The sequence below is a fragment of the Bacillus sp. FSL K6-0073 genome (assembly GCF_038006085.1).
GTDB lineage: Bacteria > Bacillota > Bacilli > Bacillales > Bacillaceae_G > Bacillus_A > Bacillus_A cereus.
Genome location: NZ_JBBOUN010000001.1, coordinates 910,874 through 936,187, shown reverse-complemented (window position 1 = coordinate 936,187; position 25,314 = coordinate 910,874). Strand labels below are relative to the sequence as shown.

The following is a 25,314-nucleotide window of genomic DNA, read 5'->3' as shown; positions in this document are numbered from 1 at the left end:
GGTGGCCTAAGATAACATGTTTGCTACCATATCCTAAATTTTCTTAATATAAATTTTTAAAACGCGCTTCAATTTTATCCGGCGTCATTACACCACCACCAATAGGAATAATTTGATTATCCTTTTGTAAAAGTAATGAAGGATAGCTATTAACACCAAGCTGTCGAACTTTATTGAAATCATTTTGGACATCTATTATTGTTTCTTGAGCGTTTAAACGTTCTAATACTTGTTCAGGGTCTAAACCATGCTCGATTGCAATCTTGCGATATGTTTCAGGATCACTCAGACTTTGGCCCTCATAATAAAACGCTTTTTGCATAGCCGAAGTGAATTCTAATAAACGGTCTGGCGCTAATGAGCGTAAAGCTGAAAAGCCAATTGCAGCATCTTTCGAATTCATTTTAAAAGTCCCTTCCTCCACTAATTTTTGATATGAAGGACCAAATTCAGCACCTGTAAGTTGATTAATTCTTTTATTTCCTTCTTCTATATATGAGAAGTTTTTCATTGGTAAATTATCTAAAAATAACCCTCCACATAAAACCGTTAATGGCACTTCAGTGTGGTTTTTGTAAAACCCTTTAATACTTTCTGAAAAACCATAGCACCATCCACAATATGCATCCCATACGTAAATAAGATTATCTTGTTTCGTCTCCATTTAAATCTCCTACCTTTTTTTTATTATCCAGCTCAACTAAATTTTTGGTTTATATAGGTACATCTTTTTATACCTTATTCTTTTTTAGATACCTTACTATATTTCCCCAAAACTAATATTTCCAAAGAAAGACCCACCAAGATTTTTAACAAAAGATAACATTGCACTTTATTGCCCCGTAACAGAAAATACTAAAGCTTGGAATATGCATTGATTTGAATGTGTTAGTAACTTTCTACACCGGGTGGCAACGTATGGACCACCATCCTTAATTAAATATATAAATCATATTTTTAGCAGATATTAGTTGTAACTAAATTAATTACATCATTATGTAACCATTTTAGTTACAACTAATATAGAAGTCAATTCTTTTTTTCGAAAACATTAAATTTCTACATTATAACGAAATTCTGTGTTAACTTGTAACAAAAAAAGAGGAGCCATCTCCTCTTAATAAATAAACACTATTTAATTTGTTCCTTGTACTCACGGTTAACAACTACATACCATTTTCCTGTATCAAATTTTTCTTTATTAATCACATAAACTTTACTTTCTCTCATTACCTCCCCTGGTTTTAATCCCTTAGTAATACTAGAGGTCTCGCCTTTTTCAACCGCATAACTACTAGCTGCCAACACATCACTTTGGTAAGCATTATCATTTTCATCTACTAAATCCACTGATGGTAAAACGGCTAATTTCATCGGTTCGTTTGTGATATTTTTCCCTTCTGCTTCTACAACAATAAAGACATGTCCATCTTCAGGTTTTTGGAATCCTATACTCTCTTTACCAACCTTATCTCTTTCTACAACTCTTTTTACAGTTACATCAAATTTAGGTGTATGAAAATCCTTGTTTACAGCATACTCTTTTTCTTTTATTTTTGATTTCTCTTTTGCTTGTTCTGTATTTTTCTGCTTTGTATTCTCTTTCGTTTTCGTCTCATCAGTCGTTTGCACTTTCTTTTCTTCTTGTTTAGAATTGGTTTCTTTAGATTCTGAAGAAGTTTTGTCGGATGTATTGCCGCAACCAGATAAATTGAATACTAAAGCGCCACCTAAAATACATGTAGTAAATTTTTTCAACATCTCTTTTTATCCCCCAATAACACGATATGTAAATTTCTTACTTATCATAGCAAAAAACACCACATTAAATTGTTGCATCTTGTCGAATGATTAAGAATAATCAAGTTACTCCACGTCCTCTTTTATTATAAAGGTAAATATAACGTCTATAAAACCTGCTATAATAGGTTTTTACACCGTTAGCATACAATTTTTTACTTTCGGTAATGTGCCCCCCATTTGAAGGATAATTGAAATATTAAGACCAACTGATAGAGGTGTTTGCGTGGAATTATTTGAGTATTATAAAAAAAAGGGGAAGTTGAAGTGTTTAATTGGAACTGGGCTTTTTCTTTATGGATTAAGTGGCATGTATAATACTTGGGGTAATATTAATTGGGGACCAATAATCTTAATTATTATAGCTTCTCTTGTATTTTTTAGTATTGGATTTTGGCAATTAAGAAAAGGAAATTTACTAGAAAAAAATATAATTAAAAATGATTTAACATTTTGGGATATTGATACTTATGTTTTGTTAGAATTACCCGGCAATAATAAACATTTAGGTTTATATACTCCTGATGGAAGATATGCAGCAGGAACAAAGATGATTTCTTCAACATTACCTATTTTAAAAAATAAAGAAGTTTTTGGATTGGAAGCAAGTGATGGAGAAATTCTTGCATATTTTCAAAGTGAAGTTGAAAATTATGATTGGGCTATTTATGATTCGAATTATAATTGTGTAGGTATGTTTAAAGAAAATATGATACAAGGATTTGGAATGGTACGTGGTTCTTTGATGAATGAAAAAGAGATAAAAATTTCTGAGATAGAAGTGGAATTTGATTTTTTCGAAACGTCTTTTCGTACAATGGATGATCGTATATTAATAAACTGCAAGAGGGGATATATGCCTTTAGAATGGAGTGAAAGATTTGGCTTAAATGTACCGATTATTAAATTAGGTAATAATATTTCTAATGCTGAAAAAATATTTGGTTTAGGTATTCTTCTTTATATTTTAGAAACAATTAAAGTAAGAAAAAGTAGGATTTTTAATGATTAGAATTAATTATTTATATTATGAAATTTATTGAATCTTTTATTAGAGATTACATCGCCGAAAGTGAAATATTGTATATTTTAGAATTACTTTACGTTTACTTTTTAAAATTGATGAGCATTTGTTATGCCAGAACCAACTGGAAATGGAAACGGCAAGCGAGTATACTCCGCTTGCCGTTTTTTCATAGCTTCGTATGTATTTGAATCCCTTTCGCTTTCTCTTCTTCACCCTTCACGCGTACAATTAAATCATATGACCCAGGTTTTGGCGCTTCAAAAGAAAGCAAACCTTCTTTTTGAGAAGTGACTTCTTCTTCATAAATGACCTTATCATCTTTTGTGACTTGCAATAAAATCGTACCTTCTTCAACTGCTGCCTCATAAGGAATTTCCACATTTCCTTTTTCAGCTTTAAGCGTTTGTAAATCGTAATACCCCTGCAAAGAAAAAAGCACCAGGTCCCCCCTAGTGCTCTCCCTCTAAAACAAATGACAAGCCACCTCATGCCCCTTCGCAATCTCCACCATCTTCGGTACTTCCTGCGCGCATTTTTCAGTGGCGAATTTGCAGCGCGTTCTGAATTTGCAGCCGGATGGTGAGTTTAGTGGGCTTGGCACTTCTCCCTCTAGGATGATCCGTTCTTTTCCTATGTTTGTTGGATCTGGTTCTGGCATAGATGAGAGTAGTGCTTGTGTGTATGGATGTGCCGGTTTTGTGTATAGGTCTTCGCTGTCGGCAATTTCTACTATGTTTCCTAGGTACATGACTCCGATTCGGTCTGATATGTGTCTTACCATGGATAGGTCATGCGCGATGAATAAATATGTGACGCCTGTTTCTTCTTGGATGTCTTGCAGCATGTTTACGACTTGTGCTTGGACGGAAACATCTAGTGCTGAGATTGGTTCGTCACATAGGATGAAATCTGGTTTTACAGATAGTGCGCGCGCAATGCTGATGCGCTGTCTTTGGCCTCCGCTAAATTCGTGCGGGTAGCGATATAAGTGTTCTTCTTTTAATCCTACCTTTTTCAGAAGGTCTAAAATGATTTCTTTTTGTTCTTCTTTTTCGTAAGAGCCGTGAATGTTCATTGGCTCGCTAATAATTTGGAATACGTTCATTGCCGGGTTTAATGATGCGTATGGATCTTGGAAAATGATTTGCATTCGTTTTCTATATTCTTTTAGTTCACTTTCCTTTAAACTTGCGATGTCTTTTCCGTCGAATAAAACGTTACCTGAAGTGACATCGTGTAAGCGAATGATACTTCTTCCTGTCGTTGATTTTCCGCATCCAGATTCTCCTACTAACCCGAATGTTTCACCCTTTTTAATAGTGAAGCTTAAATCATCGACTGCTTTTAATTGCTCTGTTTTTCTGCCGAATAGTCCTTTTTTAATAGGAAAATACTTTTTTAAGTTCCGAACTTCAATTAAGTTTTCTTCATGCATGAAAATCACCTACCGCCCTATCGTTTAGCCAGCACATGGAACGTCGTTCGTTTCCAATTTCAAAATATGGCGGACGTTCTTTTTCACAAATGTCCATCGCATGCGGGCAACGCTCTGCGAATGGGCAACCTTGTGGCGGGTTTAATAAGTTTGGCGTTACACCTTGAATGGGAGCAAGTCTTTCTTTTACGCCGTTTGCGATTTTTGGCAGAGAGTTTAATAACCCTTTCGTATATGGATGATTCGGCGATTGGAAAATATCAAGTACAGGTCCTTCTTCCATAATAAGTCCGCCATACATAACGATAACGCGTGTACAGTTTTGTGCGACTATTCCTAAGTCATGCGTAATAAGAAGTAACGCCATGTTCGTTTCGTTTTTTAAGTTTGTCATTAAATCTAGTATTTGTGCTTGTATCGTTACATCAAGTGCTGTCGTCGGTTCGTCCGCAATGAGAAGGTCAGGGTTACAAGACATCGCCATTGCGATCATAACTCGCTGCTTCATACCTCCGCTTAGTTCATGCGGATATTGTTTCACCCTTTCTTCTGGTGAAGAAAGACCGACTTGTTTTAACAAGTTGACCGCGATTTGCTCTGCTTCTTTCTTTTTCACTTTTTGATGACGTATAATTACTTCCATCATTTGTTTCCCAATTTTCACGACCGGATTTAGCGCTGACATTGGGTCTTGAGAGATAAGTGAAATTTGATTTCCTCTAATAGAACGCAATTCTTTTTCAGATTTAGAAAGTATGTTTTCATTATGAAAAAGGATTTCCCCTTCTTTCACTTTTCCTGGTGACGTAACGAGAGACATAACGGACTTCGCCATTACACTCTTTCCGCTTCCAGATTCCCCAACGATACCGACTACTTCTCCTTTATTTAAGCGAAATGTAACGCCGCGAACCGCTTCAACTTCGCCACTTTCTATGAAAAAAGAAGTCTTTAAATTTTTCACTTCTAGTAGTTTTTCAGACACGCTTCTCACTCCCTTCACTTAACACTTTAGTTTTCATGTCCGGCTCCTTTTGGTGCGAAAGCTTTCTTCAATGCTTCACCAATTACGTTAAAACTAAGTACCGTTAAAAGGATAAGGAATCCTGGGAAGAGTGTTAAATACCAAGCTTCACCAATATATCCTTGCGCATTGTTTAGCATGCTGCCCCAAGAAGAATCTGGTTCTCTAATACCTAAACCTAAAAAACTAAGTGATGATTCCATTAAAATCGATGTCGCAATTGTTAATGTCGCAGCGATAATAATGGTTGATAAAATGTTAGGAATGATATGTCTTACAATAATCATAAGTGATTTTTGTCCTGATACTTTTGCGTATAAAATGTACTCACGCTCTTTTACAGATAACGTTTCTGCCCTTACAATACGGGCGGTGTCCATCCATGTTAGTAATCCGATAATAAGAACTAACGTCGTAATTCCTGGTTTTAAATACGCATTTAATAGTAGCATTAAAAAGAATGATGGAATTGACATAAGTACTTCAACAACCCTCATTAAGAAGTTGTCTAACTTTCCGCCAAAATATCCGCTAATTGTTCCAACTGCGGTACCGATTGTAATAGAAACAACCATCGCAAGAAAACCGACCGCAAGTGAAACTCGTCCGCCATATAACGCTCTCGTTAAGTAATCTCTTCCGTAATCATCCGTTCCGAAAGGATGACTCATACTTGGTTCTTGTAAGCGATCTGGAATCGACATTTTGCTAGGATCGTACGGCGATACGAATGCGAAAATTGATGCGACCGTTAAAATCGCAAGTATAATAACTCCCATTGCAACAAACTTATTTTTCGTAAAGCTATGTTTTATCGTTTGAAATCTCCTATTATTCATTCCAAATCACCCCCTCATTCGAATGCGCGGATCTACTACGCCATATAAAATATCAGCAATTAAGTTACCGAGAATTAACATGAATGATGATAGTAATGTAATTGCCATGATAATCGGATAATCAAATCTAAAAATAGCATTTACCCCAAGTGAACCAAGACCCGGCCATGAAAATACTGTTTCCGTAATAAATGCTCCGCCTACTAAACTTGGAATCGATAATCCGAAAATTGTAATGATTGGTATTAATACATTTCGAAGTACGTGATTAAATAAAACCGTTTTCTTTGAAGCACCGTACGCATATTGAATTTGTACATATTCTTCTTCTAATTGCTGAATCGTACTTGAACGAATATATCTCATATAAACAGATACGTTTTGGAACGCTAGCACCATACAAGGTAAAATGCCGTGTTGCACAATATCCCAAACAGAATCTTTACCTACGGTGCGCATACCCATACTCGGAAGTAGGTTCAATTTTAAAGAGAATAAGTAGACTAATAGTAGTGCAAACCAGAAAACCGGCATAGAAATACCAACGTATGAAATAAAGTTTACAATGCGGTCAAAGAATGAATTCTTTTTCACACCTGTAAATAGTCCAAGTGGTATTGCGATTACGAATGAGACGAGTAAAGATGATCCCATTAACCCAATTGTTGCGGGTAATCTTTCTGCGATAAGATCTAAAACAGGACGATGATTTTGAAGTGAGTAACCAAAGTTCCCTGTTAAAATGTTTTTTAACCATAAAAAATACTGCACGTAAATTGGTTGATCTAGTCCTAAACTTTTGCGAATACGCTCCACATCAATTGGACTCATATTTGGCGTTACAAAGTTTCGAACAGGATCCCCCGGCGCTAGCTTTATTAATAGAAAAGAAATAATAGAAATAACAAATAAAAGCGGAATTGCATTTAAAAGCCTCTTCGCAATTACTTTATACACAAACTTCCCCCCTCAAGCTAAAGAAGCTGATTTCCACCAGCTTCTTTATTGTTTCTTATTTCACTTCATAAATCTTAGATAGATCTTCAAACATTGTGACAGGAATTGCTTTTGCTTCTTTTAATCCATCAAACTTTTTATCTACTGCAATAACTGCTTTCGGATATGCGATTGGTAGATAAGGTACATCTTCTCTAGCTGTTTCTTGAATTTTATGGTATAGCTCTGCACGTTTTGTTTTATCTGTTTCAACTGCAGCTTCTTCCCATAACTTATCGAAATCAGCGTTTTTATAACGTGCATAGTTGTATTCAGCATTGCTTAAGAATAAGCTCTTATATGAATCTGGCTCAGGTCCCATTATGTAACCACCAAATGTAATGTCATATTCTTTATTCTCTTTATCTAAGCCTTTTTCACTTGCCGCACTAGCATCTAATGCATTTAGTTCAACTTCTAAGCCAACTTCTTTTAATTTTTGTTGTGTATAAAGCGCTAAGCTTTCCATGATTTTATTATTCGTTACATACATCACACGTACTTTTTCTTTATCTTTCACGCCAGCTTTTGCTAATAAATCTTTCGCTTCTTTTTTATCATACTTATAGTCTTTAATATCTTTCGCATAATACATAGCGTCTGGCGTTAAGATTGAATTTGCTGGTTCTGCAAATTCACCTGAAACGAATGCTGAGTTAATCATTTCTTTTTTATCTAACGCATGCGCAATTGCTTGACGCACTTCTTTTTTCTTCATAAGATCAGTATTCATGTTATAAGATAAGTAGAATAATCTACCTTCAGGGAATGTCACCATTGAGAAGTTCCCAGTGCTTTCTAATTTCTTAAAGTCTTGCGGCTCAATCATCTTCATGTTGATTTGACCATTTTGCAGTGAAACACTTGCTGTATTACGGTCTTTTACAACTCGGTATACGATAGAGTCTAATTTAGCTTTCCCACCTACATAACCATCGAATCGATCTAATGCAACGTACTCATCTGATTTATATTCTTTAAACTTAAACGGACCTGACCCTACAGGTTGTAAGTTTTTCTTACTCTTCGCTAAATCTGCTTCCCCTTCAAATACATGTTTCGGAATCGGGAAGAAATCATTCATCACACCTTCGAAAGATGCGCTTACTTGTGGTAAAACGAATTGAGTTGTTAACTCATCTACCTTTTTCACCTCAAGCGGCTTTCCTTTAAAAATAAAGTTTTCACGACTTGAGCTATTTTGCTTCTCATCTAAAATAGATTGGAATGTAAATGCTATATCGTCTGATGTAATTTTCTTACCATCATGCCATTTCAAATTATCTTTTAACTTCAGTGTCCACGTTAATTGATCTTCTGAAGGCGTAAAGCTCTCAGCAAGAACAAACTTTTTCTTACCGTCTTCCATATGATATAGCGGCGCATATAAAGCCTGCTGCACAGTTAATGACACACGATCATTCGCATAAAGCGGATTCATCGTATCTGGATTATCGCTAACACCAATCGTTAACGCCCCTCCGTCTTTCGGAGTCCCTGATTTACTAGTGCTCGCTTGCTTCGAATCTTTTTCCCCTGAACAAGCAGCTAATGCAATAAATAATAGTAGGACAAATGGTAATACAAACAACTTCTTCTTCATATTTCGACCCCTCTCGACTATTTACACCTATAAGAAAACTTGGAATTAATACCGAGTTTTCTTATAGGTTTTAAATTACCACTACCCGTATGTATTGTCAAACTTTTTCCCAAAGATAGAAAGTTTTTAATCTATTCATGCATTCTTGCGATAAAGTGAAACTTTAATCAGTGGAGGGTTTGTCCATCCCCCACTGATTATTAGTTGAACCAATCGGGCTTTTACGGGCAGCCCGACTCCCACCTAACTCCTCCGCATTCGCCGAGTTTTGAGGTGGGAGTCTTACTGCCCGTTAATGCGGGATAAACTATATTTATGCGGAGGAGAAAATAAAAAGACCACGAATAAGTAGCCTCATAAAATGAGTTAAAAAACTATCAACTTACAGAAAATCCCTCTAAAATGATTGTTTTATATGATCGAAAATGTAGAATGGGATTAAAGACAAAAAACACATTTAGGAGGTTATCATGACATTTGATGAATTGAAAAAAAATAAACCAACAACCTCATGGGTTGAGTATGATGAAGATGGGGAATTTTTTACTGAAGAAAATATAAGTGCAACAAATACAGTTCTTGACACTTACATTAACAACTTACAGCGATTAGGAGAGAATCCAACCGAAGTCGAAGTAATGCAAGTTGTTAAAGAGGTAGTTATTAAATTAAATGAATTAAATATCGAACATGACCATTTTATCGAAACAATGGAAAGAGAAGATCTCTATGAATTTATCGATACAGCAGCACGAATAGCTGGTCTAGAATCTGAAGAAGATATAACAGAAGAATGGCGTGAATGGTAAAAAGCTGTACCTCTAATTATTAGAGGTACAGCTTTTTTCATACACCAATTGAATGAATGATGTGATGTCCGCGCAGAATTCATATATTTAAACATAATATTAAAAGTATTTAATTATAAATACTAGCACACCCATCCTGACAAAAAAGACCACCAAAAGGCAGTCCCTCAAAACTCAATCTTATTCCCTACTCCTTGCTCCACCGCTCTCTCATACAAATACTTCGCAACGATAATATCTACTACCGCCAAACCAACTGATTTGAAAATAGTAATCTCTTCATCATTTTCGCGTCCAGCTTTTTCTTTGCTTATAATTTGACCAAGTTCAGCGTGAATGGCGTTTGCTTTGAATAGCCCTTCTTTTATTGGAACTTGAAGGTCTCCTGTTTCGTCTAGTGCTGCTTCTTTTGATTCGACTACTACTTTGTTTGCTTTAGCTATGGCATGTGAGGGTAGTTCTTGCATGCTCGGTTTGAATGAGCCGACGGCGTTTACGTGGACGCCTTTTTGTAGTTTTTCTGAGAAGACTGGTGTGGATGCGTTCGTAGTTGTGACGATGATGTCTGCTTCGCTTATTGCTTCATTTGCATTTGTGTGAACATATGCAGGTTTGTTGAATCTCTCTTGTATATACTCCGCAAATACATACGCCTTTTCTTCTGTTCGATTGTATAAAATGACTTTTTCGATAGCTCTTACCGCAAATACAGCTTCAGCAATTCCCTTCGCCTGTTCACCCGTCCCGATGATACATAAAGTTTTTGCGTTATGACGAGCTAAATATTTTGTCGCTACTCCTGATAAGGCGCCTGTTCGAATCATCGTTAAGTACGATCCTTCTAAAAGTGCGAGCGGTTCTCCCGTTTGAAAGTCTGATAGCATCACAATCCCGTTGATCGTTTTCTTTCCTACCTTTTTGTTCTCGGGGACTACTGTTACTACTTTTAAGCCAAGTGCCTCAAGCCCTTCCGCTACTGAAGGCATAATTAATGCCGTATTTTTCTCGTTCGCAAATGGTAATGAACCTCGAATTGGCGTGATTGTTCTTTCTGCGGAAAATTCTTTTAAAGCAAGCGCCGCGTATTCAATAACTTCATTCATATTTACTAAGTTTCTTTGTTCGTTCGCACTTATGACTAGCATATCTTTCCACCCCCTCCTTCTATCCTAACAAAAATCCACGGTTCAAATCATCTCTCGGGTCTACAACGAACTGATGAAATCCTGTAATAAAGGCATGCCCCGTTACTTTTGGAACGACAGCTTCATATGTATCTACTGCGGTTACCGACAATACTTCCCCCTCGAATTTCCCGTCAGTAATGCATTCATGGACGAAAATTTCTCCCTTTTGTAAAGCATCTTTTTCAAAAAGAGTTGCGATTCTCGCAGAAGTTCCTGTACCGCAAGGAGAACGGTCTACTTGCCCATCAGCAAAGATTGTTACATTTCGTAAAGTTGCGTCTTCCCCTTTCGGTTCATCTGAAAAAATAACGCCGTATATCCCTTTTAATCCTTCTTCAAGTGGATGCTTCACTTCCATTTTGCTCTCGATGTAGTGCTTAATTTTACCGCCCCACGCTTGAATAGCAGATAAGTCTTTGAAATCGACTTTCAAGCCAAATTCTTTACAGTCTACTACCGCATAAAAAGCTCCGCCAAACGCGATATCTACTTGAAATTCATAGTTATCTATTTTAATAGGAACGTCTTTTTTGTATACAAATGAAGGAACATTTTCAAATGATACGGACTCTACTTCGCTCCCGTTATATTTTGCATACGCAATGACTTCCCCAGCCGGGCTATCAATAATAAACTTTTGTTTTTCCCCCTTTACTTCAAACATACCCGTTTCAATTCCAACTGTAATAACAGCGATAATACCGTGCCCACACATCGTACTCCAGCCTTCATTGTGCATAAATAATACGCCAAAATCAGCGTGAGCACTTGCAGGCGGGGTAATAATACAACCATACATCCCGTGATGCCCCCTCGGTTCATACATAAGAACCTCACGAAGGTGGTCCAAATGTTCCATGCAGTAGACGCGTCTTTCCAGCTGCGTTTCTCCTTTTATTTCTGGCACTCCGCCCATAATAATTCGAAGCGGTTCCCCAGCTACGTGAGCATCAATTGTCGTGTACACTTTACTAACCTTCATTTCTATCTCTCCCCTATACGTTGATACTATTTCCAACGCAAGTATCATGCCAAATCGTATAGCATTACTTTTTTCAAATCCCCTCAGTAATGTGTATTCTTTTTTCAACAAATTCATATACAACTGTCTACTTTTTTATACACGGCTTGGATGTTACGTTATAAAACACCTCGATAACTTTGCAATTCCTCTCGTACACACATGTAGGATTCCTTTTACCATTATTATTTTCAATGTAAAGTTACTTCGCCCCCCAACATATACTGTTCAAAAGCAAAAAGGAAGTGATCCCATGTATTACGGAACAAAGGGCTGGTACGTAGCTGAACTAAAAAAATTAGGCGTACGCTATCATGAAGGACGAAAACTAGAAAGTTACCGCGGACACATCTTGCGCAATTTACTACTTGCACAACAAGAGAAATTAAAAGAACAGTAACATTCTAATGTAACGATATCGGCGATTCTCGGAATATATCAGCGATTTTTTAAATTTATCAGCGATTTTTTAAATTTATCGGCGATTCGACATGCAATATCGACTTACCGACAAATTTCGCTAATTCATCTACCTAAACCACCAACCAATTACACATCAATACAAACAAAAAAGGTCACCCAAACGGGTGACCTTTCTTTCTTATTCACAAACAAGAATCTGTCTAGTAAATGACCCTTTTCTTGTAATACAGCGATCTGTAATTTCAAATCCTGCTTCATGGATCATGTCGTCCATTGTTTCCATCGTGACAACGACTACTTTTTTCGCGATGCGGCGTGCACTTGAGAGAATTGATAGTTGATCTTCTGGTGTGGCGTGCGTAAATAGGTCGTACGGCATATCGATAATGGCAACGTCGTAGTTCTCAGTAATTTCCTCGATTGGACCTTTTGTTACTGTTCCTTCAAATCCGAAATGCGCGATATTTTTTCTCGTTCCAAGAACTACAAGTGGATTTATATCTCTACCAACGATGTTAATCCCCATAGAAAGTGCTTCTACTACTACTGTTCCAATACCGCAGCACGGGTCAATTGCTCGTACTCCCTCTGGATTTGGTACAGCGATATTTGCAACTGATCTCGCAACACGTGTGCTAAGAGATGTCGAATAACTATGCGGTTTTTTTATGTGATGATACCAAACGGGTTCGCTTTCTACATAGTGCCCGAAGTACCAGCGTCCTCCAAGAGGAACAATCCCGAATACACGCTCTGGATTACGAACATCCGCTTCTCCTTCAATATGCATGCCGAGGTCTCGTTCAATAAGACGTCTTTCTCCATATTCAATTTTATTCTCTCCAACGAGGTCATTGATTTTAACGAAGATAACTTTAAATGTCGCTCCCGCCAAATCAATTTGTTCCACTTGTTTTAAGATACTTTCTAAGTCGTCCCCTTCATACATAACCTCAACGCGCTCTTTTATAAACGCACTTCTACTCGGGTCAATTTTGACATCACTTTTTAAAATATTAACGTGGGACTCCATTCCAAAGAACGAGCGCATTTCCAAGTAACATAAAGCACGCTCCTCCTCACGAAATGCATACGTATATATACAGGCAGGTGTTTTACTATGATTATTCAATCTATTATCATCCTCTATCGTTTAAAATTGTTCTGATTACAATTACTCAAATACTTTTCTTTTGTATATAAAATTAAATGATATCATATGCCGGAAATAAAGAGAAACGTTAATAAATAAAAGAGACTGCCAATGGCAATCTCTTATTATTTATTAACGGAAAGAAGACACGTTGTTACCCATTTCTTCATAGTAATCTAAAATACCTTGATAAATTGCTTCCGCTGCACTTTGTCTCTGCGCTGGTGTAGCTATTTTATCTGCATCACTTTTATTATCTACAAATGCTAATTCTGCTAATACAGCTGGCATTGTATTTTCTCTAATTACGTATAAATCGCCTTTTTTCACACCACGATCTTTTGTTCCCAGTGCATCTACAAGACGCTCTTGAATTTTTTCTGCTAGTAAACGACTTTCTGATACGTTAGGATTTGTTCCTCTTGCTGTCGCTGATTCATAGTAAAACGTTTCTGTACCTTGCCCATTTTTACTTTCCGTACCATTACCATGGATACTTACAAAAATATCCCCATTATTTTTTTGAGCAAATTCTACACGTTTCTTTAAAGAATCAGAAGCACTTGTTCCTGGACGTGTATCATCTGTACGAGTGAATAACACAGTAAATGGTGTCTTTTTCTCAAATATCTTCTGTAATCGCAATGATACATCTAATACAGTTTCACTTTCTTTCTCATAATAACCTGGATTACCTGAATCAACTCCACCATGACCTGGATCAATGATAATCGCTTTGCCCTCTAAGAAGTTACCTTGCTTCACTGGATTTAATTGATTTTTATTAACCCATTGGAAACCAGCGCCCATGCGGATACGAATCCAGCTGCCGTTCTCTTCAATAACAGTTACTTGCTGTGCGTTATGTGTTCCCATTACTTTTGAAGAAGAAGAAGCTTCTGCATAAGTAGTAAATCCTTCATTAATAACTTCTGTTTTCTCTACTAAAGGTGTCCATTTATCACCTTTACTTGTTGCAATTTTGATCCATCCATCTCGCTCTTCTTTAATTTCAACCATTTGTGGATTATGCTGATTTGCACTAATCCCAGAACTTAATGATGGTGCGTGATATGTAATGAATTTTCTATCTATGTACATTTTCTTTGTTTCTACTGGACGATCACTATTCTTGCTAAATTTATCTGTTTGCGCAGTAAGTTGAGCTGCTTGTTCACGCGTAATAGAATCATTCGGTTTCCAGCCATCCTCTGTACCTAAAGAAAGTTTTAATTCTACTAAAATATTAACTTCTTCTTTACCCCAATGATTCTCTAAATCAGCAAATTTTGTAGGAACTGGTCCTGTTACTTTGCTTTTCAGATTATATGCTCTTACAAGCATAGCTGCCATTTCAGCACGAGTTACTTTTCCTTCAGGATCAAATACTCCTGGTTCTCGCCCTTTAATAATATTCTCTTTTTCCATGGCTGCAATAAATGAAGCTGCCCAACTATTTTTTGCATCATTATAAGACGGCTTTGCATTTGGATCTATTTTAGCACCAATTGCTGTTGCGATAATCTTTGCTGCCTGAGCGCGTGTTAAATTTCCGTATGGCATAAAGTTACCATCTGGCATACCGTTAATTACATTTCTCTCTACTAAATAATAAATTGCGTCTTTTGACCACGCACTATCTGAAACATCAGGAAATTTCTTCGTTTCTGCTAAACTACTAATTGGATGTGCTAGTAAATTTGCTGCTAATAAACCTGCGGCTATTGCTTTGTACTTCATGAAAAATAAATCTCCTCTCAAAACTCCATATTCATTCATTTTTTTAATCAAGCTAACTAAAAAATATTAACTATTAATTAATTCCTTTCATAGTGTATAACATTATATATCTATAGTAAATACGTTTCCGGCCGTATAACAAAAATCGCATATATATAACTTATAATGAATGTATATAAAAAACTTTAATCAGCCCTCACCAATCGGGCTTTTACGGGCAGCCCGCCCCCATCTAACTTTTTTGCTTTCGCTGAATTTTGAGGTAGGAGTCTTACTGCCCGGCAAATAGCGGGATAAAAAAGCGATTAGGACATGTCTCCTAATCGCTTTGCCAAATAAAAAGCTGATTAAAAATAATATCTTTAATCAGCTCTCTATTATCTATGAAATTATTCTTCAATTAAATTAGACATTACATATGCATACACTAATGCTTCTGTATGTGCAATAGAACTTTCATGCGTACGTTCAAATGCGTGGGAAGAATCAATACCCGCTCCAATTAACGCATGTTTCACATCAAATCCCGCGCGAATCGCAGCTGATGCATCAGATCCGTAGTACGGATAAATATCTACTTTATATTCAATATGATTCGTTTTCGCAAGCTCTACTAAATGTTTGCGCAGTGCATAATGATACGGGCCGCTAGAGTCTTTTGCACAAATAGATACTGTATATTCATCAGATGCTTGTCCATCACCTAACGCTCCCATATCAACTGCTAAGTATTCAACAGTTTCTTCTGGAATGTTAGAGTTACCACCGTATCCAATCTCTTCATTATTAGAAATTAAGAAATGCGTCGTATATGGTAATATTACGTTTTCATCTTGTAATCTTTTAATTAATTTTAATAAAATTGCAACACTTACTTTGTCATCTAAATGACGTGATTTTATGTATCCACTCTCTGTAATTTGAACGCGCGGATCAAATGAAACGAAGTCTCCTACTTCAATTCCTAATTCGCGTACTTCATCAGCTGAAAATACGCGCTCATCAATACGAACTTCAATATTTTTCTCATCGCGTTTTGCTTCACCTGCATCTTTATATACATGTACAGATGTTTGATGCATTAAAATCGTTCCTGTATATGTCTTGCCACTTGATGTTTCAATTTCGCAATATTCCCCTTCTACAGAGTTCCAGCGAAATCCACCAATCATAGAAAGACTCAGGCGACCATCAGGCTTAATTTCTTTCACCATCGCACCTAACGTATCAACGTGTGCCGTTAATAAGCGGTGCTGTGCATCATTTTTCCCTTTTACCGTTAAAATAAGAGCTCCCTTATTATTACGTTTCGTTTCTACGTTCCACTCACTGACATAGTTTTCAATGAAATTAATAATTTTTGCTGTATTTCCAGATGGACTTGGAATAGAGACAAGCTCCTTAATCAGTTCCATCGTTTCTTTCGTATGGTGTGCCATTGTCGTTTCCTCCTCATTTTCTCTACTATTCAGTATACAAAATTCGCCAGAAAACCTCTACTTATATGGCCTAATTTTCTAAATTGTAGTAAAATTCTTTTTAGTATACAAAAGGAGCCTTGAAATATGAATATATCAAAAAAATATATACACATTGCACTCATTTGGTTTTTAGCATCATTATTTTGTTTACAAATCTCTTATGCCGTTCATACTACTACTTCTATTACAATCGGCTGGATATTAACAGCTATCTTCTTCATTATTAGCTTCATTGCAACAAGAAAGCATAGCGTTACTCAGTAACGCTATGCTTTTCCTATAAAACTATTCTTCTGAAACGTCTAATAAATAAATCCCTCTTTCAAATCCACCGCGCTCTATCTCTTTTTGCTTACGAAGGCGTTCTACATCTTCAATCGATGCACCTTCTGCACGTGCTAATGAGATGATAACTTCTAGCGCATCCGCAAGAGAATCTAGCGCATGTTCTCGTTCTTTCATAGAAGCAAATTCACGAATTTCTTCCGTTCCAATTTTCGCTAAAGCTTGTATGTATGCTTGACCTGTTAATTTTTGTGCTGTATATGTTTTTCCAGACATTAAAATCTTCTCTGGAACACGATCTCTTACTAACTTGTTATATGCTGACATCATTCATCCTCCTATATTTAATAACATCCGAGCTCTGCTTTATAGAAAAACCATTTTTTCTTCACGCACGCACTTAACATATCAATTCCTGATCCATGTGCTCTTACATGCGGAAAGAAATAGTGCTCTAAGTTTTCTTCCTTACCATATAGAGTTTGGTACTCATCTGGAATCGCTTCTTTTTTCACATCTTTTTCTTTCGTCACCCCGTCAGAAAATGCAACACTTGGATGTCCCTCAAAAAATAACGCAGTCCGAACTGCCAAAGATGGTGTACTATGTAAAGCAGAATATGTAAGCAGAATAATAGTGATAACACCAATTATTTTCTTCATGTATTACTCCTAAAAAAAAGTGCTAACACAATTATACTAAAATGTGTTAGCACTTTCTCCCCTTTATCCCGAATTAACGAGCTAATAATTAGTGAGGAATGGACAAACTTTATTCCCCTTTAAATGCTGGTAAACGTTTCTCTAAAAACGCAGCAATTCCTTCTTTATGATCCGCTGTTTGTCTCATTGCATATTGACCACGCTTTTCTAATTGCAATGTTTGCTCTAAATTAGAGCGATTTACTTCACATAAAATTTGCTTCGTTTGAATCATTGCTTTAATCGGTTTTTGTGACCATTCATTAATTTTTTGTTTCACAGCCGTTTGGAAATCTTCGCCGATTACTTCATCAATTAAGCCGATATCAAGCGCTTCTGTCGCTGATAACTTCTTACCTTCCCAAATAATTTGCTTCGTCATATTTTCACCGACACGCTTTTGAAGGAAGAAATGACCGCCTCCATCTGGAATTAAAGCGATTCCAATAAAGTTCATTGCAATAACAGATGATATATCCGCCATTACATAATCAGCTGTTAACGCAATACTTAACCCAAGACCTGCAGTCGGTCCATGAATTGCACTAATAACAAGCTTTGGCATCGTATATAATGTCACGACAACTTCAGAAATGGTATTCATAATGCCATCAAACTTACTTTCATCATTACTTGAAAGCATCGATTTAATATCCCCACCCGCAGAAAAACCACGGCCGTTCCCGCATAACACAACGATATGCGCAGAACTTTCCGCTACTTCTTTCAACTTTTGTAATAACTCTTTTAAGGTCGGCTCATCCAACGCATTTAACACCTCTGGGCGATTGACCATAACCGTTGCAACGTGGCCTTCATATTTCACAACGACAGATTCTGTTTTACTTGTTATTTCCATTATATATACCCCTCTTTTCTCCATAAAGATTATACTTATATAATTATAGAAAACCACTGAAAAATCCTTCTTTTTTCTCAATTTTCTGTCTAATAATCTCGCAATTTGTACATTTACCGTATAAAACATACAATTCCGTTGAAAAATATAGAAATTAAAGTCGGTTTATCCATGCTTTTCATCTATTTACCATTACAATGAAATGGTGTATTCTTAAGTTTGATAAAAAACAAATATTGAAATTCATTCGCCTTACTATGTAAAAAAGGCTTTATACCCATCTTTTGGGTGTTGTAATAAAGGAATGAAGAACTGGAGGAACATATGGTTAATAAGTTGAAACAAACGGATAACTACTTCCCACATTTCCTATTGCTATTCATTGTGTTTCAACCAATTTTAGATTTATTAACATCTTTTTCAATCTATATACTACACATGAGCGCAACAGTTGGAGTTGTAGTCCGTTTCGCCTTTATGCTTCTTGCATTAGGGTACCTACTTCTTCATCACAAACAACAAGATGCGAAAAAGTACATCCTCTATTTATGCTTACTCGGAATCGCACTCGCAATTGGTCTTGTAAATAATATGATGGTTAAATCTCCAGTTTCATTTGGAGAAGAAGTTAAATTCATCTTAAAGAGCGTATATCCAATTGTGCTACTGTTTGGATATATTATCGCCTTTAAAGAGCTAAAAAATAAAGAGTATGTATTTCATAAAATCATTACATATTTCTTATATGCAACTTTAATTTTAAGCATTACAATGATTGTCGCAATGCAAACTGGAACGGATTTCCCAAGCTATCCTCACTCAAAAATCGGTTCAAGAGGTTGGTTCTTCGCTGGAAATGATTTAAGTTCTCTTTTCGCCATTATGTTCCCAATCATTGTCTTATATTCGATTCATAAAACAACTTCTTTCTCGAAAATATATTACTGGATTCCAACAATACTTGCGATGTATGCAAGTATTATGGTCGGAACGAAAGTCGGATATGGCGCAATTGTTATTACATTAGGCGTAGCACTTTTCTTCTCATTCATTGAATATATGATAAATCGTAAAAAAGAAGGAAAAGGATTCACACATATTGTAAATACCGTTGTTGTCGCAGTTATACTAGGAGGTTTAATCGCTCTTACACCGCATACTCCTATCGCAAAAAATATGGGCATTCACATGCAAATATACGAATACAAAAAATCAGTGCAAGAAGAGAAAGATCGAAAAGAAGGAAAAGTAATTAAAGCAGATCCAGAAGATGCAAAAAAACATGCAAAAGGTGAACTTACAGATTCTGAAGTAAAAAGTTTAATTTACAGTGATCGCGACAAATTCTTAAAAACATACAAACAATACTATAAAGACGCACCGCTTTCACAAAAACTATTCGGAATGGGTTACGCTGGTAACTACACAGATAAAATTAAATTAATTGAAATGGACTTCCATGACCTATTTTTCGCCTTTGGAATTGTCGGTTTCCTTATTTACTTAATACCTCTTCTATACTTTGGTATTAAATTATTTATCCGCATGATCACAAACTTTAAGAAAATCATGAGCGTAAAGTATATGCTATTAGCGAGCACACTCGTTCTATCACTTGGCATTGGCTTTATGTCTGGCCACGTATTAACAGCGCCAGCCGTTAGTATTTTCTTCGTTGTTATACTCGCTTATATCATTGTTGATTTTGAAATTGAATAAAGTGAAACTTTAATCAGTGGGGGGGTTGTTCATCCCCCACTGATTATTAGTTGAACCAATCGGGCTTTTACGGGCAGTTCATCCCCCACCTAACTTCCTTGCTTCCACTGAATTTTGAGGTGGGGGATTACTGCCCGTTAATGCGGGATCAAAAGAAGGTGCTACGAAATATTAGTAGCACCTTCTTTTTTATTTAATTAATGTTTTACGTATTCTAAACTTTCTTTTGCAATATACGCTTCTGTTACAGTAGGATTATCTGAAATAACTTTAACCCACGCTTTTCCATTTATTATCTCTTCACCAGTAACTGTGACAACTACATTTGTATTTAAACGATACAGTCGCTCATTTGATATACTAGGATTCTTTTTCACTTCCACGTTATTCATCACACGTGCAAGTTTGTACTTGTTGTATTCTTTTTTACCTAAATAAGAATCAAAACGGTTCATATGCCCCGCTACTTTTTTACCCCAGTTCGCATCAGATGCATATTTCGCATTTAAACCAGCAGCTTTATCACCTGTATATGTTGCTGTATAACGCCAATGTCCTGGATTTAAATATCCTTCATTCATGTATAATTTTGCTGCATGTTCAATACAATCTTCTTTTGAATTGAATGCTTCTCCGTTACCATACGGACTATCGTCTGTTGCTTTTAAACCAAATAAATTATTTTTGTCTTTTGCAAGAGCGCTTGTTCCATAATAACTTTCATGAATTGCTAATGAATATAAGAATAGTGCATTTACATTATACTTGCTTTCTACTTCTTTAAATTTCTTTCCTAAACCAATTAATGGAGAGTCTGGCTTAATCGATTTCACATAACTATCTAGTTGTTCAGCTGTATAATCTGTTTTCGAACGTAATGATAAATAATTGAAATATTGATAGAAAGTTTCGTCTCCAAATGTCTTTCCATCTACACTATACATTTGCTGTCCTTGCTTCATGAAAGAAGGTGCCACACCATATCTAAATTCTGTATATCCAGGTGAACTTGTATTATATGTATAATATTTATGGTATAAATATCCATCTGATTTCACATAATAAGACGACTGTTTCATTTCATTTGTAGGAATTAAAGTGATTTCATTCTTCTTCACATAACCTGTTAAACCAGAAAGTTGAACTTTCACACGATCTTCGCCAACTTCTAACACTTTCAATTCTGTTCCATACTGAATATACGTATATACTGTTGACAAATTCTCATCATAAATATTAATGATGTTTTGCCCAGTTATTCTTTTCGCACTTGCAAAACCATCTTTAATCCATAAAAATTCGTTCTCGTATTTTACCGCATTCATACCTTTATTTTGAGCAGCCGTAACCGCTTCTTTATACGTATTATAGCGCTCTACTTCTTGCTCTGTTCCGTTTTCTCTTACATTTGTCACAACATATTTCTTAGTTTCTACAGGATTGCTATTTCCGTTTTTTTCAATCGTCTGAAGCATACGATCCAACATAGCTGAAGCCATCCCTCTTGTAGCTGATAAATGTGGTCTAAATGTATTATCTTCTGGATACCCTTTAATAATTTGAGTGGCCACCATAACTTGTACATGCTCTTTATAGTTAATACTATCTTTATCAGTAAAGGTAAGCGGACTTACAGCTACTTTAATATTTTTATAGTCTAACGCTCGCTTTACCATTATCGACATTTCTTCACGTGTAATCACATCATTTGGTGAGAATGTCTCGTTCGTACGACCATTAATAATTTTCGCTCCATATGCTCTACTTACACCATCATATAAACCGTAAGTCTTCGGCACATCCTCGAAATTCGAATCAGCTTTCGGTAAATTTAAAGCCCTTGCTATGAATGTAGCAAACTCTGCTCTTGTTACTAATTTATCAGGCGCATATACATTGTCTCCATACCCCATTAAAACTCCTTTAGTAATAAGTGAGCGCATATTCGTCTCAAACATATGTCCTGTAATATCATCATTTGCCGCATAACTTGAAATAGGAGTTAAAAGTAATGATCCCGTTAATGCCACTGCTGTTATACCTTTTGAAAAAGTCTTCAAGTTTACCCTCCTCGTAATCTACGAATTTATTATCACAAATTTGATTATATAATAATCGCAATCATTTTAGCATAATAAATAGGAATTAAAATAAAACGTTTTTGTAATTAGAATTTTCATTAAATTCAAAACAAAAATAAAAGACACTTTACTTTTTTAATAAAGTGCCTTTTTCCATATGATCAATGAGTTTCTTTGTTGCCTGTTTGCCTTGCAACCGAAGCTCATCTATTGTCAATTGTAACTCTTGCTGCACAGTTCCTTGTTGCATTAATTGCTTTTTCGCAATTTCATATAAATACTCAGCACTCCATTCGCCATCCACACTCCCTATAACTGGCTGATTCACTTGACTTAAAAACGAATCAATTTTCGGATCGTATGAAATCCCGACCATTGGAGTTTTGGCTACGGCAGAAAAAACAAGTGCATGAAGACGCATACCAATTAGTAATGAACATTGTGATAAAATGAATATTTTCTCGTCGATATCCATTTTATACGGAAGCATATACGTCTCTTCTCCCATTAAGTCTACTACTTCACGCGAAGCTTTTTGATCAAATGGCTCATGCATTGGAACAAATAGAATTTGGTATCCTTCTTGCTTTAATTTTTTTAGTGCCGCAGCTAATTTTTTTATATAATCTTCTTTTGCATTCCAATAACGCACACTAACCGCAATTACTTTTCCATGTATCGAATGCTTTTGCAACCAATCCGATTGTTTTGTCCGTTTCCATGTTAAAACAGGGTCTGGAACAATTTCAATATCGTTTTTTATGCCAAGTTCTTTTAAATATAAAAACGAATCCTCATCTCGAACTGATACATAGGAAGCTTTTGACAAGTTCCATTTTACTAATAGACGATTATATCCTTTTGTAATTGGACCTATTCCTTGTGAATAAATATAATACGGCTTTTTTAATAATCGAGCGAGTCCCATAATACCCGTATAATATAGAATACTCTTCGTACTTGTCTGATCTTGAAGAAGGCTCCCGCCACCGCTAATAACTCCATCACTGTTTTTTATCGCATGATAAACAGCTTTTATATCCCAGCGATCTACCGATTCTACACCATACATTTCCTTTGTATATTTAGAATCATTTGATAGTACTACTAGTTCTATATCCGGGTTCTCTTTACTTAACGATTCAATAATTGATTGTAGAATCGCCTCGTCTCCAACATTATAAAAACCATAATATCCTGATAAGACTAAACGCACCCTAAATCTCCTCCAAAACTAGGTAACCGTTTATTTCATCTAACATAAACTAGTACCCATTCCTTACCTAAACACTTGATACCCTACATAGTTTCCTCTTTATCAGTTCATATGAATTATAATAAAAAATTAAATTTCTATATTTATCTTTTCAAAAATGGTATTTTGTTTATTGATATCCATTTTAATTTCAAAGCACATACACCATACAAAATGGTTGTAATACTTAATGCTATACCACTGAATAATAACGTCATAATTCTTGAAGTTGTAACATCTATCACATTACATAATTCATACAATCCTAGTCCCAAAATACATGCTATTGCTAGCACACCGAAAAAGCTTTTTAAATGAATAGAATAGGCAATATAGCTTCGAATATACAAATGATTTACAATACAAATCAATACGTAAGTAATTAGTGTACTATACGCCGCTCCATCTATGCCAAACTTCTGCACGAACATAATGTTTAACATGACTTTCACACAACTCGCACCAATAACAATCCATGCAGCTTGTGCAGAACGGTTAATGCCCTGTAAAACACCTATTGATAATACCATAACCGCAGTAAAATACGAACTGCCAATCATAACGGTTAACATACTACTGCCTTTTACATCTGTGAACAATCCGACATTTAACGGTACTGTTAATGCCATCAACCATATTGTTAACGGTGCTGTCAAAACATGCGCTAGTCGATTTGTATTTTGAATTGTTATTTTCGCCAAATTTATATCTCTTTTGGCCAATGCGGAAGTTAAGAGTGGTATTAACGGAAATACAATTGCACTTGCAAAAATAACAATTATTTGCGTGAATGCAAAACCGCGACTGTATATTCCAAATTGTTCTTGAATTTCTGTTGATGATCCTTGTAATACATGCGGTATTGTAAGCGAGTCTACTAAATTTAAAAGTGGCATTGATAAAGCTCCGATAGCGATTGGGATCGATACCCGCAATATCTTTTTGCCGTTTTCTCTTAAATCTCGGAGCGAATAGGAATTGCTTTTATTGTAGTACGGACTTCTATTATATTTTATACGCAAATATATAAGCGAACTAATGACTCCAAGAAAAGAGCCAACCATCGCACCACTAGTAATAACAGTATTACTCTTATCCCATGATACTAGTATGTAAGCAATTATTAACATAAAAAACACACGTACAAATTGCTCAATGACCTGTGATACCCCTGTTGGTTTCATATCACCGAAACCTTGAAAATACCCTCTATACACCGCCATGTATGGCGCAATGAGTAATGCTAATGAAGTAATAAGCAACGGCATTCTAGTTTCTTGTCCACCGAGCATATTCGCAATTTCAATAGAAAATAATACAATGACTAAACAGCCGAAAACGCCAAATGCTATCCCAATAATTGACGCTGATTTAAATAATTTCGCAATTTCCTTTTGCTTATTTTTTTCGTTCAACTCTGCAATTAGTTTCGAAATTGCAAGTGGAACTCCGGCTACCGATAATGTAAGAGCAATCATATATACAGGAAAAACAAGGCGAAAAATACCGAGCACTTCATCTCCTGCAATATTTTGTAATGGAATTTGAAAAAAACTACCAAGCAATTTTGACAAAAAAGTTGTAATGGTTAAAATTGCTGCTCCTTTTACAAATGTTTTATTCATATTTTTTCTCTTTTCTTTTATACATATACTCTCAAACATATTGTTTTAAGCGATAGGGATTCATTTTATCCCATTGGTTATCATAACAAATTTATTATAGGTTGAATACTTGGTTTTTTTTTCAAAATAGAAAAGCGAACCCATTTAAGCCTGTCTCTTCACAATATTTTTCTAATTCCTTCCATTATATATGTACACACTATAAGCGTTTCTGTTACGCCAAAAGAGCCCTTCCTCTCTGTCACTGCGAT

The 25,314-nt window shown here is 35.8% G+C and carries 23 protein-coding genes and 1 pseudogene; 5 read left to right on the top strand and 19 right to left on the bottom strand.

What is annotated here, in order from left to right:
• Positions 1-43: 43 nt before the first annotated feature.
• On the bottom strand, positions 44-664 hold the full coding sequence (locus tag MHB52_RS04790) for a DsbA family protein (protein WP_000448622.1): 621 nt from the start codon (positions 662-664) through the stop codon (positions 44-46).
• 467 nt (positions 665-1,131) lie between these two features.
• Positions 1,132-1,761: a hypothetical protein gene (locus tag MHB52_RS04785; protein ID WP_016117280.1), complete on the bottom strand. Its 630-nt coding sequence runs from the start codon at positions 1,759-1,761 to the stop codon at positions 1,132-1,134.
• A 265-nt stretch (positions 1,762-2,026) separates the two neighbouring features.
• Here MHB52_RS04785 and MHB52_RS04780 point away from each other — a divergent pair, with 265 nt between their 5' ends.
• A complete protein-coding gene (locus MHB52_RS04780) occupies positions 2,027-2,812 on the top strand; it encodes a hypothetical protein (RefSeq protein ID WP_061664301.1) in 786 nt (261 codons plus the stop codon).
• A gap of 181 nt (positions 2,813-2,993) precedes the next feature.
• Here MHB52_RS04780 and MHB52_RS04775 read toward each other — a convergent pair.
• The 6 genes and pseudogenes from MHB52_RS04775 to MHB52_RS04750 all read right to left on the bottom strand — a co-directional run.
• Positions 2,994-3,269: pseudogene (locus MHB52_RS04775) on the bottom strand (BA_1872 family lipoprotein); the annotation flags it as partial.
• 21 nt (positions 3,270-3,290) lie between these two features.
• The gene (locus MHB52_RS04770) at positions 3,291-4,262 is read right to left on the bottom strand and encodes an ABC transporter ATP-binding protein (protein WP_000544129.1); all 972 of its coding nucleotides are present in this window, start codon (positions 4,260-4,262) and stop codon (positions 3,291-3,293) included.
• A complete protein-coding gene (locus tag MHB52_RS04765; protein ID WP_061664300.1) occupies positions 4,255-5,247 on the bottom strand; it encodes an ABC transporter ATP-binding protein in 993 nt (330 codons plus the stop codon). Before MHB52_RS04765 ends, MHB52_RS04770 begins: the two co-directional genes overlap by 8 nt.
• Positions 5,248-5,273: 26 nt before the next feature.
• Positions 5,274-6,125 (bottom strand): ABC transporter permease, encoded by an 852-nt coding sequence (locus MHB52_RS04760; protein WP_061664299.1) that lies wholly within the window; start codon positions 6,123-6,125, stop codon positions 5,274-5,276.
• Positions 6,126-6,131: 6 nt separating this feature from the next.
• The gene (locus MHB52_RS04755) at positions 6,132-7,082 is read right to left on the bottom strand and encodes an ABC transporter permease (RefSeq protein ID WP_000278771.1); all 951 of its coding nucleotides are present in this window, start codon (positions 7,080-7,082) and stop codon (positions 6,132-6,134) included.
• 55 nt (positions 7,083-7,137) lie between these two features.
• The gene (locus MHB52_RS04750) at positions 7,138-8,724 is read right to left on the bottom strand and encodes an ABC transporter substrate-binding protein (RefSeq protein ID WP_061664298.1); all 1,587 of its coding nucleotides are present in this window, start codon (positions 8,722-8,724) and stop codon (positions 7,138-7,140) included.
• Between the two features lie 470 nt (positions 8,725-9,194).
• On the opposite strand from MHB52_RS04750, the gene MHB52_RS04745 reads away from it, so the two are divergent.
• A complete protein-coding gene (locus tag MHB52_RS04745; protein ID WP_000141782.1) occupies positions 9,195-9,533 on the top strand; it encodes a hypothetical protein in 339 nt (112 codons plus the stop codon).
• A 167-nt stretch (positions 9,534-9,700) separates the two neighbouring features.
• Here MHB52_RS04745 and MHB52_RS04740 read toward each other — a convergent pair whose 3' ends face one another.
• Together MHB52_RS04740 and MHB52_RS04735 are read right to left on the bottom strand one after the other, a co-directional pair.
• Positions 9,701-10,678 carry an ornithine cyclodeaminase family protein gene (locus tag MHB52_RS04740; protein WP_061664297.1) on the bottom strand — a complete coding sequence of 326 codons (978 nt, stop codon included), beginning with the start codon at positions 10,676-10,678 and terminating at the stop codon, positions 9,701-9,703.
• 19 nt (positions 10,679-10,697) lie between these two features.
• The gene (locus MHB52_RS04735; protein ID WP_061664296.1) at positions 10,698-11,702 is read right to left on the bottom strand and encodes a proline racemase family protein; all 1,005 of its coding nucleotides are present in this window, start codon (positions 11,700-11,702) and stop codon (positions 10,698-10,700) included.
• Between the two features lie 208 nt (positions 11,703-11,910).
• Between MHB52_RS04735 and MHB52_RS04730 the strand changes: the two genes are divergently transcribed.
• Positions 11,911-12,141, top strand: a complete 231-nt coding sequence (locus MHB52_RS04730; protein ID WP_137026075.1) for a YflJ family protein — start codon at positions 11,911-11,913, stop codon at positions 12,139-12,141.
• Positions 12,142-12,342: 201 nt separating this feature from the next.
• Here MHB52_RS04730 and MHB52_RS04725 read toward each other — a convergent pair whose 3' ends face one another.
• The 3 genes from MHB52_RS04725 to MHB52_RS04715 all read right to left on the bottom strand — a co-directional run bounded on the left by MHB52_RS04725 (position 12,343) and on the right by MHB52_RS04715 (position 16,496).
• Positions 12,343-13,296: a TRM11 family SAM-dependent methyltransferase gene (locus MHB52_RS04725; protein ID WP_001059316.1), complete on the bottom strand. Its 954-nt coding sequence runs from the start codon at positions 13,294-13,296 to the stop codon at positions 12,343-12,345.
• 153 nt (positions 13,297-13,449) lie between these two features.
• A complete protein-coding gene (locus MHB52_RS04720; RefSeq protein ID WP_000875324.1) occupies positions 13,450-15,057 on the bottom strand; it encodes an N-acetylmuramoyl-L-alanine amidase in 1,608 nt (535 codons plus the stop codon).
• A gap of 389 nt (positions 15,058-15,446) precedes the next feature.
• Positions 15,447-16,496, bottom strand: a complete 1,050-nt coding sequence (locus MHB52_RS04715; protein ID WP_016117274.1) for a M42 family metallopeptidase — start codon at positions 16,494-16,496, stop codon at positions 15,447-15,449.
• A 126-nt stretch (positions 16,497-16,622) separates the two neighbouring features.
• Between MHB52_RS04715 and MHB52_RS04710 the strand changes: the two genes are divergently transcribed.
• Complete coding sequence (locus MHB52_RS04710; protein ID WP_016117273.1) at positions 16,623-16,802, top strand: hypothetical protein; 180 nt, start codon at positions 16,623-16,625, stop codon at positions 16,800-16,802.
• Positions 16,803-16,823: 21 nt separating this feature from the next.
• On the opposite strand, the gene MHB52_RS04705 is transcribed toward MHB52_RS04710, so the two are convergent.
• The 3 genes from MHB52_RS04705 to MHB52_RS04695 form a co-directional block, all read right to left on the bottom strand.
• Complete coding sequence (locus tag MHB52_RS04705) at positions 16,824-17,150, bottom strand: nucleoside triphosphate pyrophosphohydrolase (RefSeq protein ID WP_001277350.1); 327 nt, start codon at positions 17,148-17,150, stop codon at positions 16,824-16,826.
• Between the two features lie 17 nt (positions 17,151-17,167).
• The gene (locus tag MHB52_RS04700; RefSeq protein WP_016117272.1) at positions 17,168-17,485 is read right to left on the bottom strand and encodes a hypothetical protein; all 318 of its coding nucleotides are present in this window, start codon (positions 17,483-17,485) and stop codon (positions 17,168-17,170) included.
• A 109-nt stretch (positions 17,486-17,594) separates the two neighbouring features.
• Positions 17,595-18,407 (bottom strand): enoyl-CoA hydratase, encoded by an 813-nt coding sequence (locus MHB52_RS04695; RefSeq protein ID WP_001999174.1) that lies wholly within the window; start codon positions 18,405-18,407, stop codon positions 17,595-17,597.
• Positions 18,408-18,707: 300 nt separating this feature from the next.
• On the opposite strand from MHB52_RS04695, the gene MHB52_RS04690 reads away from it, so the two are divergent.
• Positions 18,708-20,102: an O-antigen ligase family protein gene (locus MHB52_RS04690; RefSeq protein ID WP_016117271.1), complete on the top strand. Its 1,395-nt coding sequence runs from the start codon at positions 18,708-18,710 to the stop codon at positions 20,100-20,102.
• A gap of 197 nt (positions 20,103-20,299) precedes the next feature.
• Here the strand turns inward: MHB52_RS04690 and MHB52_RS04685 are convergent, their stop codons facing one another.
• From MHB52_RS04685 to MHB52_RS04675, 3 genes are all read right to left on the bottom strand, one after another.
• A complete protein-coding gene (locus tag MHB52_RS04685; RefSeq protein WP_000847506.1) occupies positions 20,300-22,162 on the bottom strand; it encodes an S-layer homology domain-containing protein in 1,863 nt (620 codons plus the stop codon).
• A 148-nt stretch (positions 22,163-22,310) separates the two neighbouring features.
• A complete protein-coding gene (csaB, locus tag MHB52_RS04680; protein ID WP_001241591.1) occupies positions 22,311-23,399 on the bottom strand; it encodes a polysaccharide pyruvyl transferase CsaB in 1,089 nt (362 codons plus the stop codon).
• A 143-nt stretch (positions 23,400-23,542) separates the two neighbouring features.
• Positions 23,543-25,063, bottom strand: coding sequence for a putative polysaccharide biosynthesis protein (locus MHB52_RS04675; protein WP_016117270.1), 1,521 nt, complete (start codon positions 25,061-25,063; stop codon positions 23,543-23,545).
• Between the last annotated feature and the right edge of the window lie 251 nt (positions 25,064-25,314).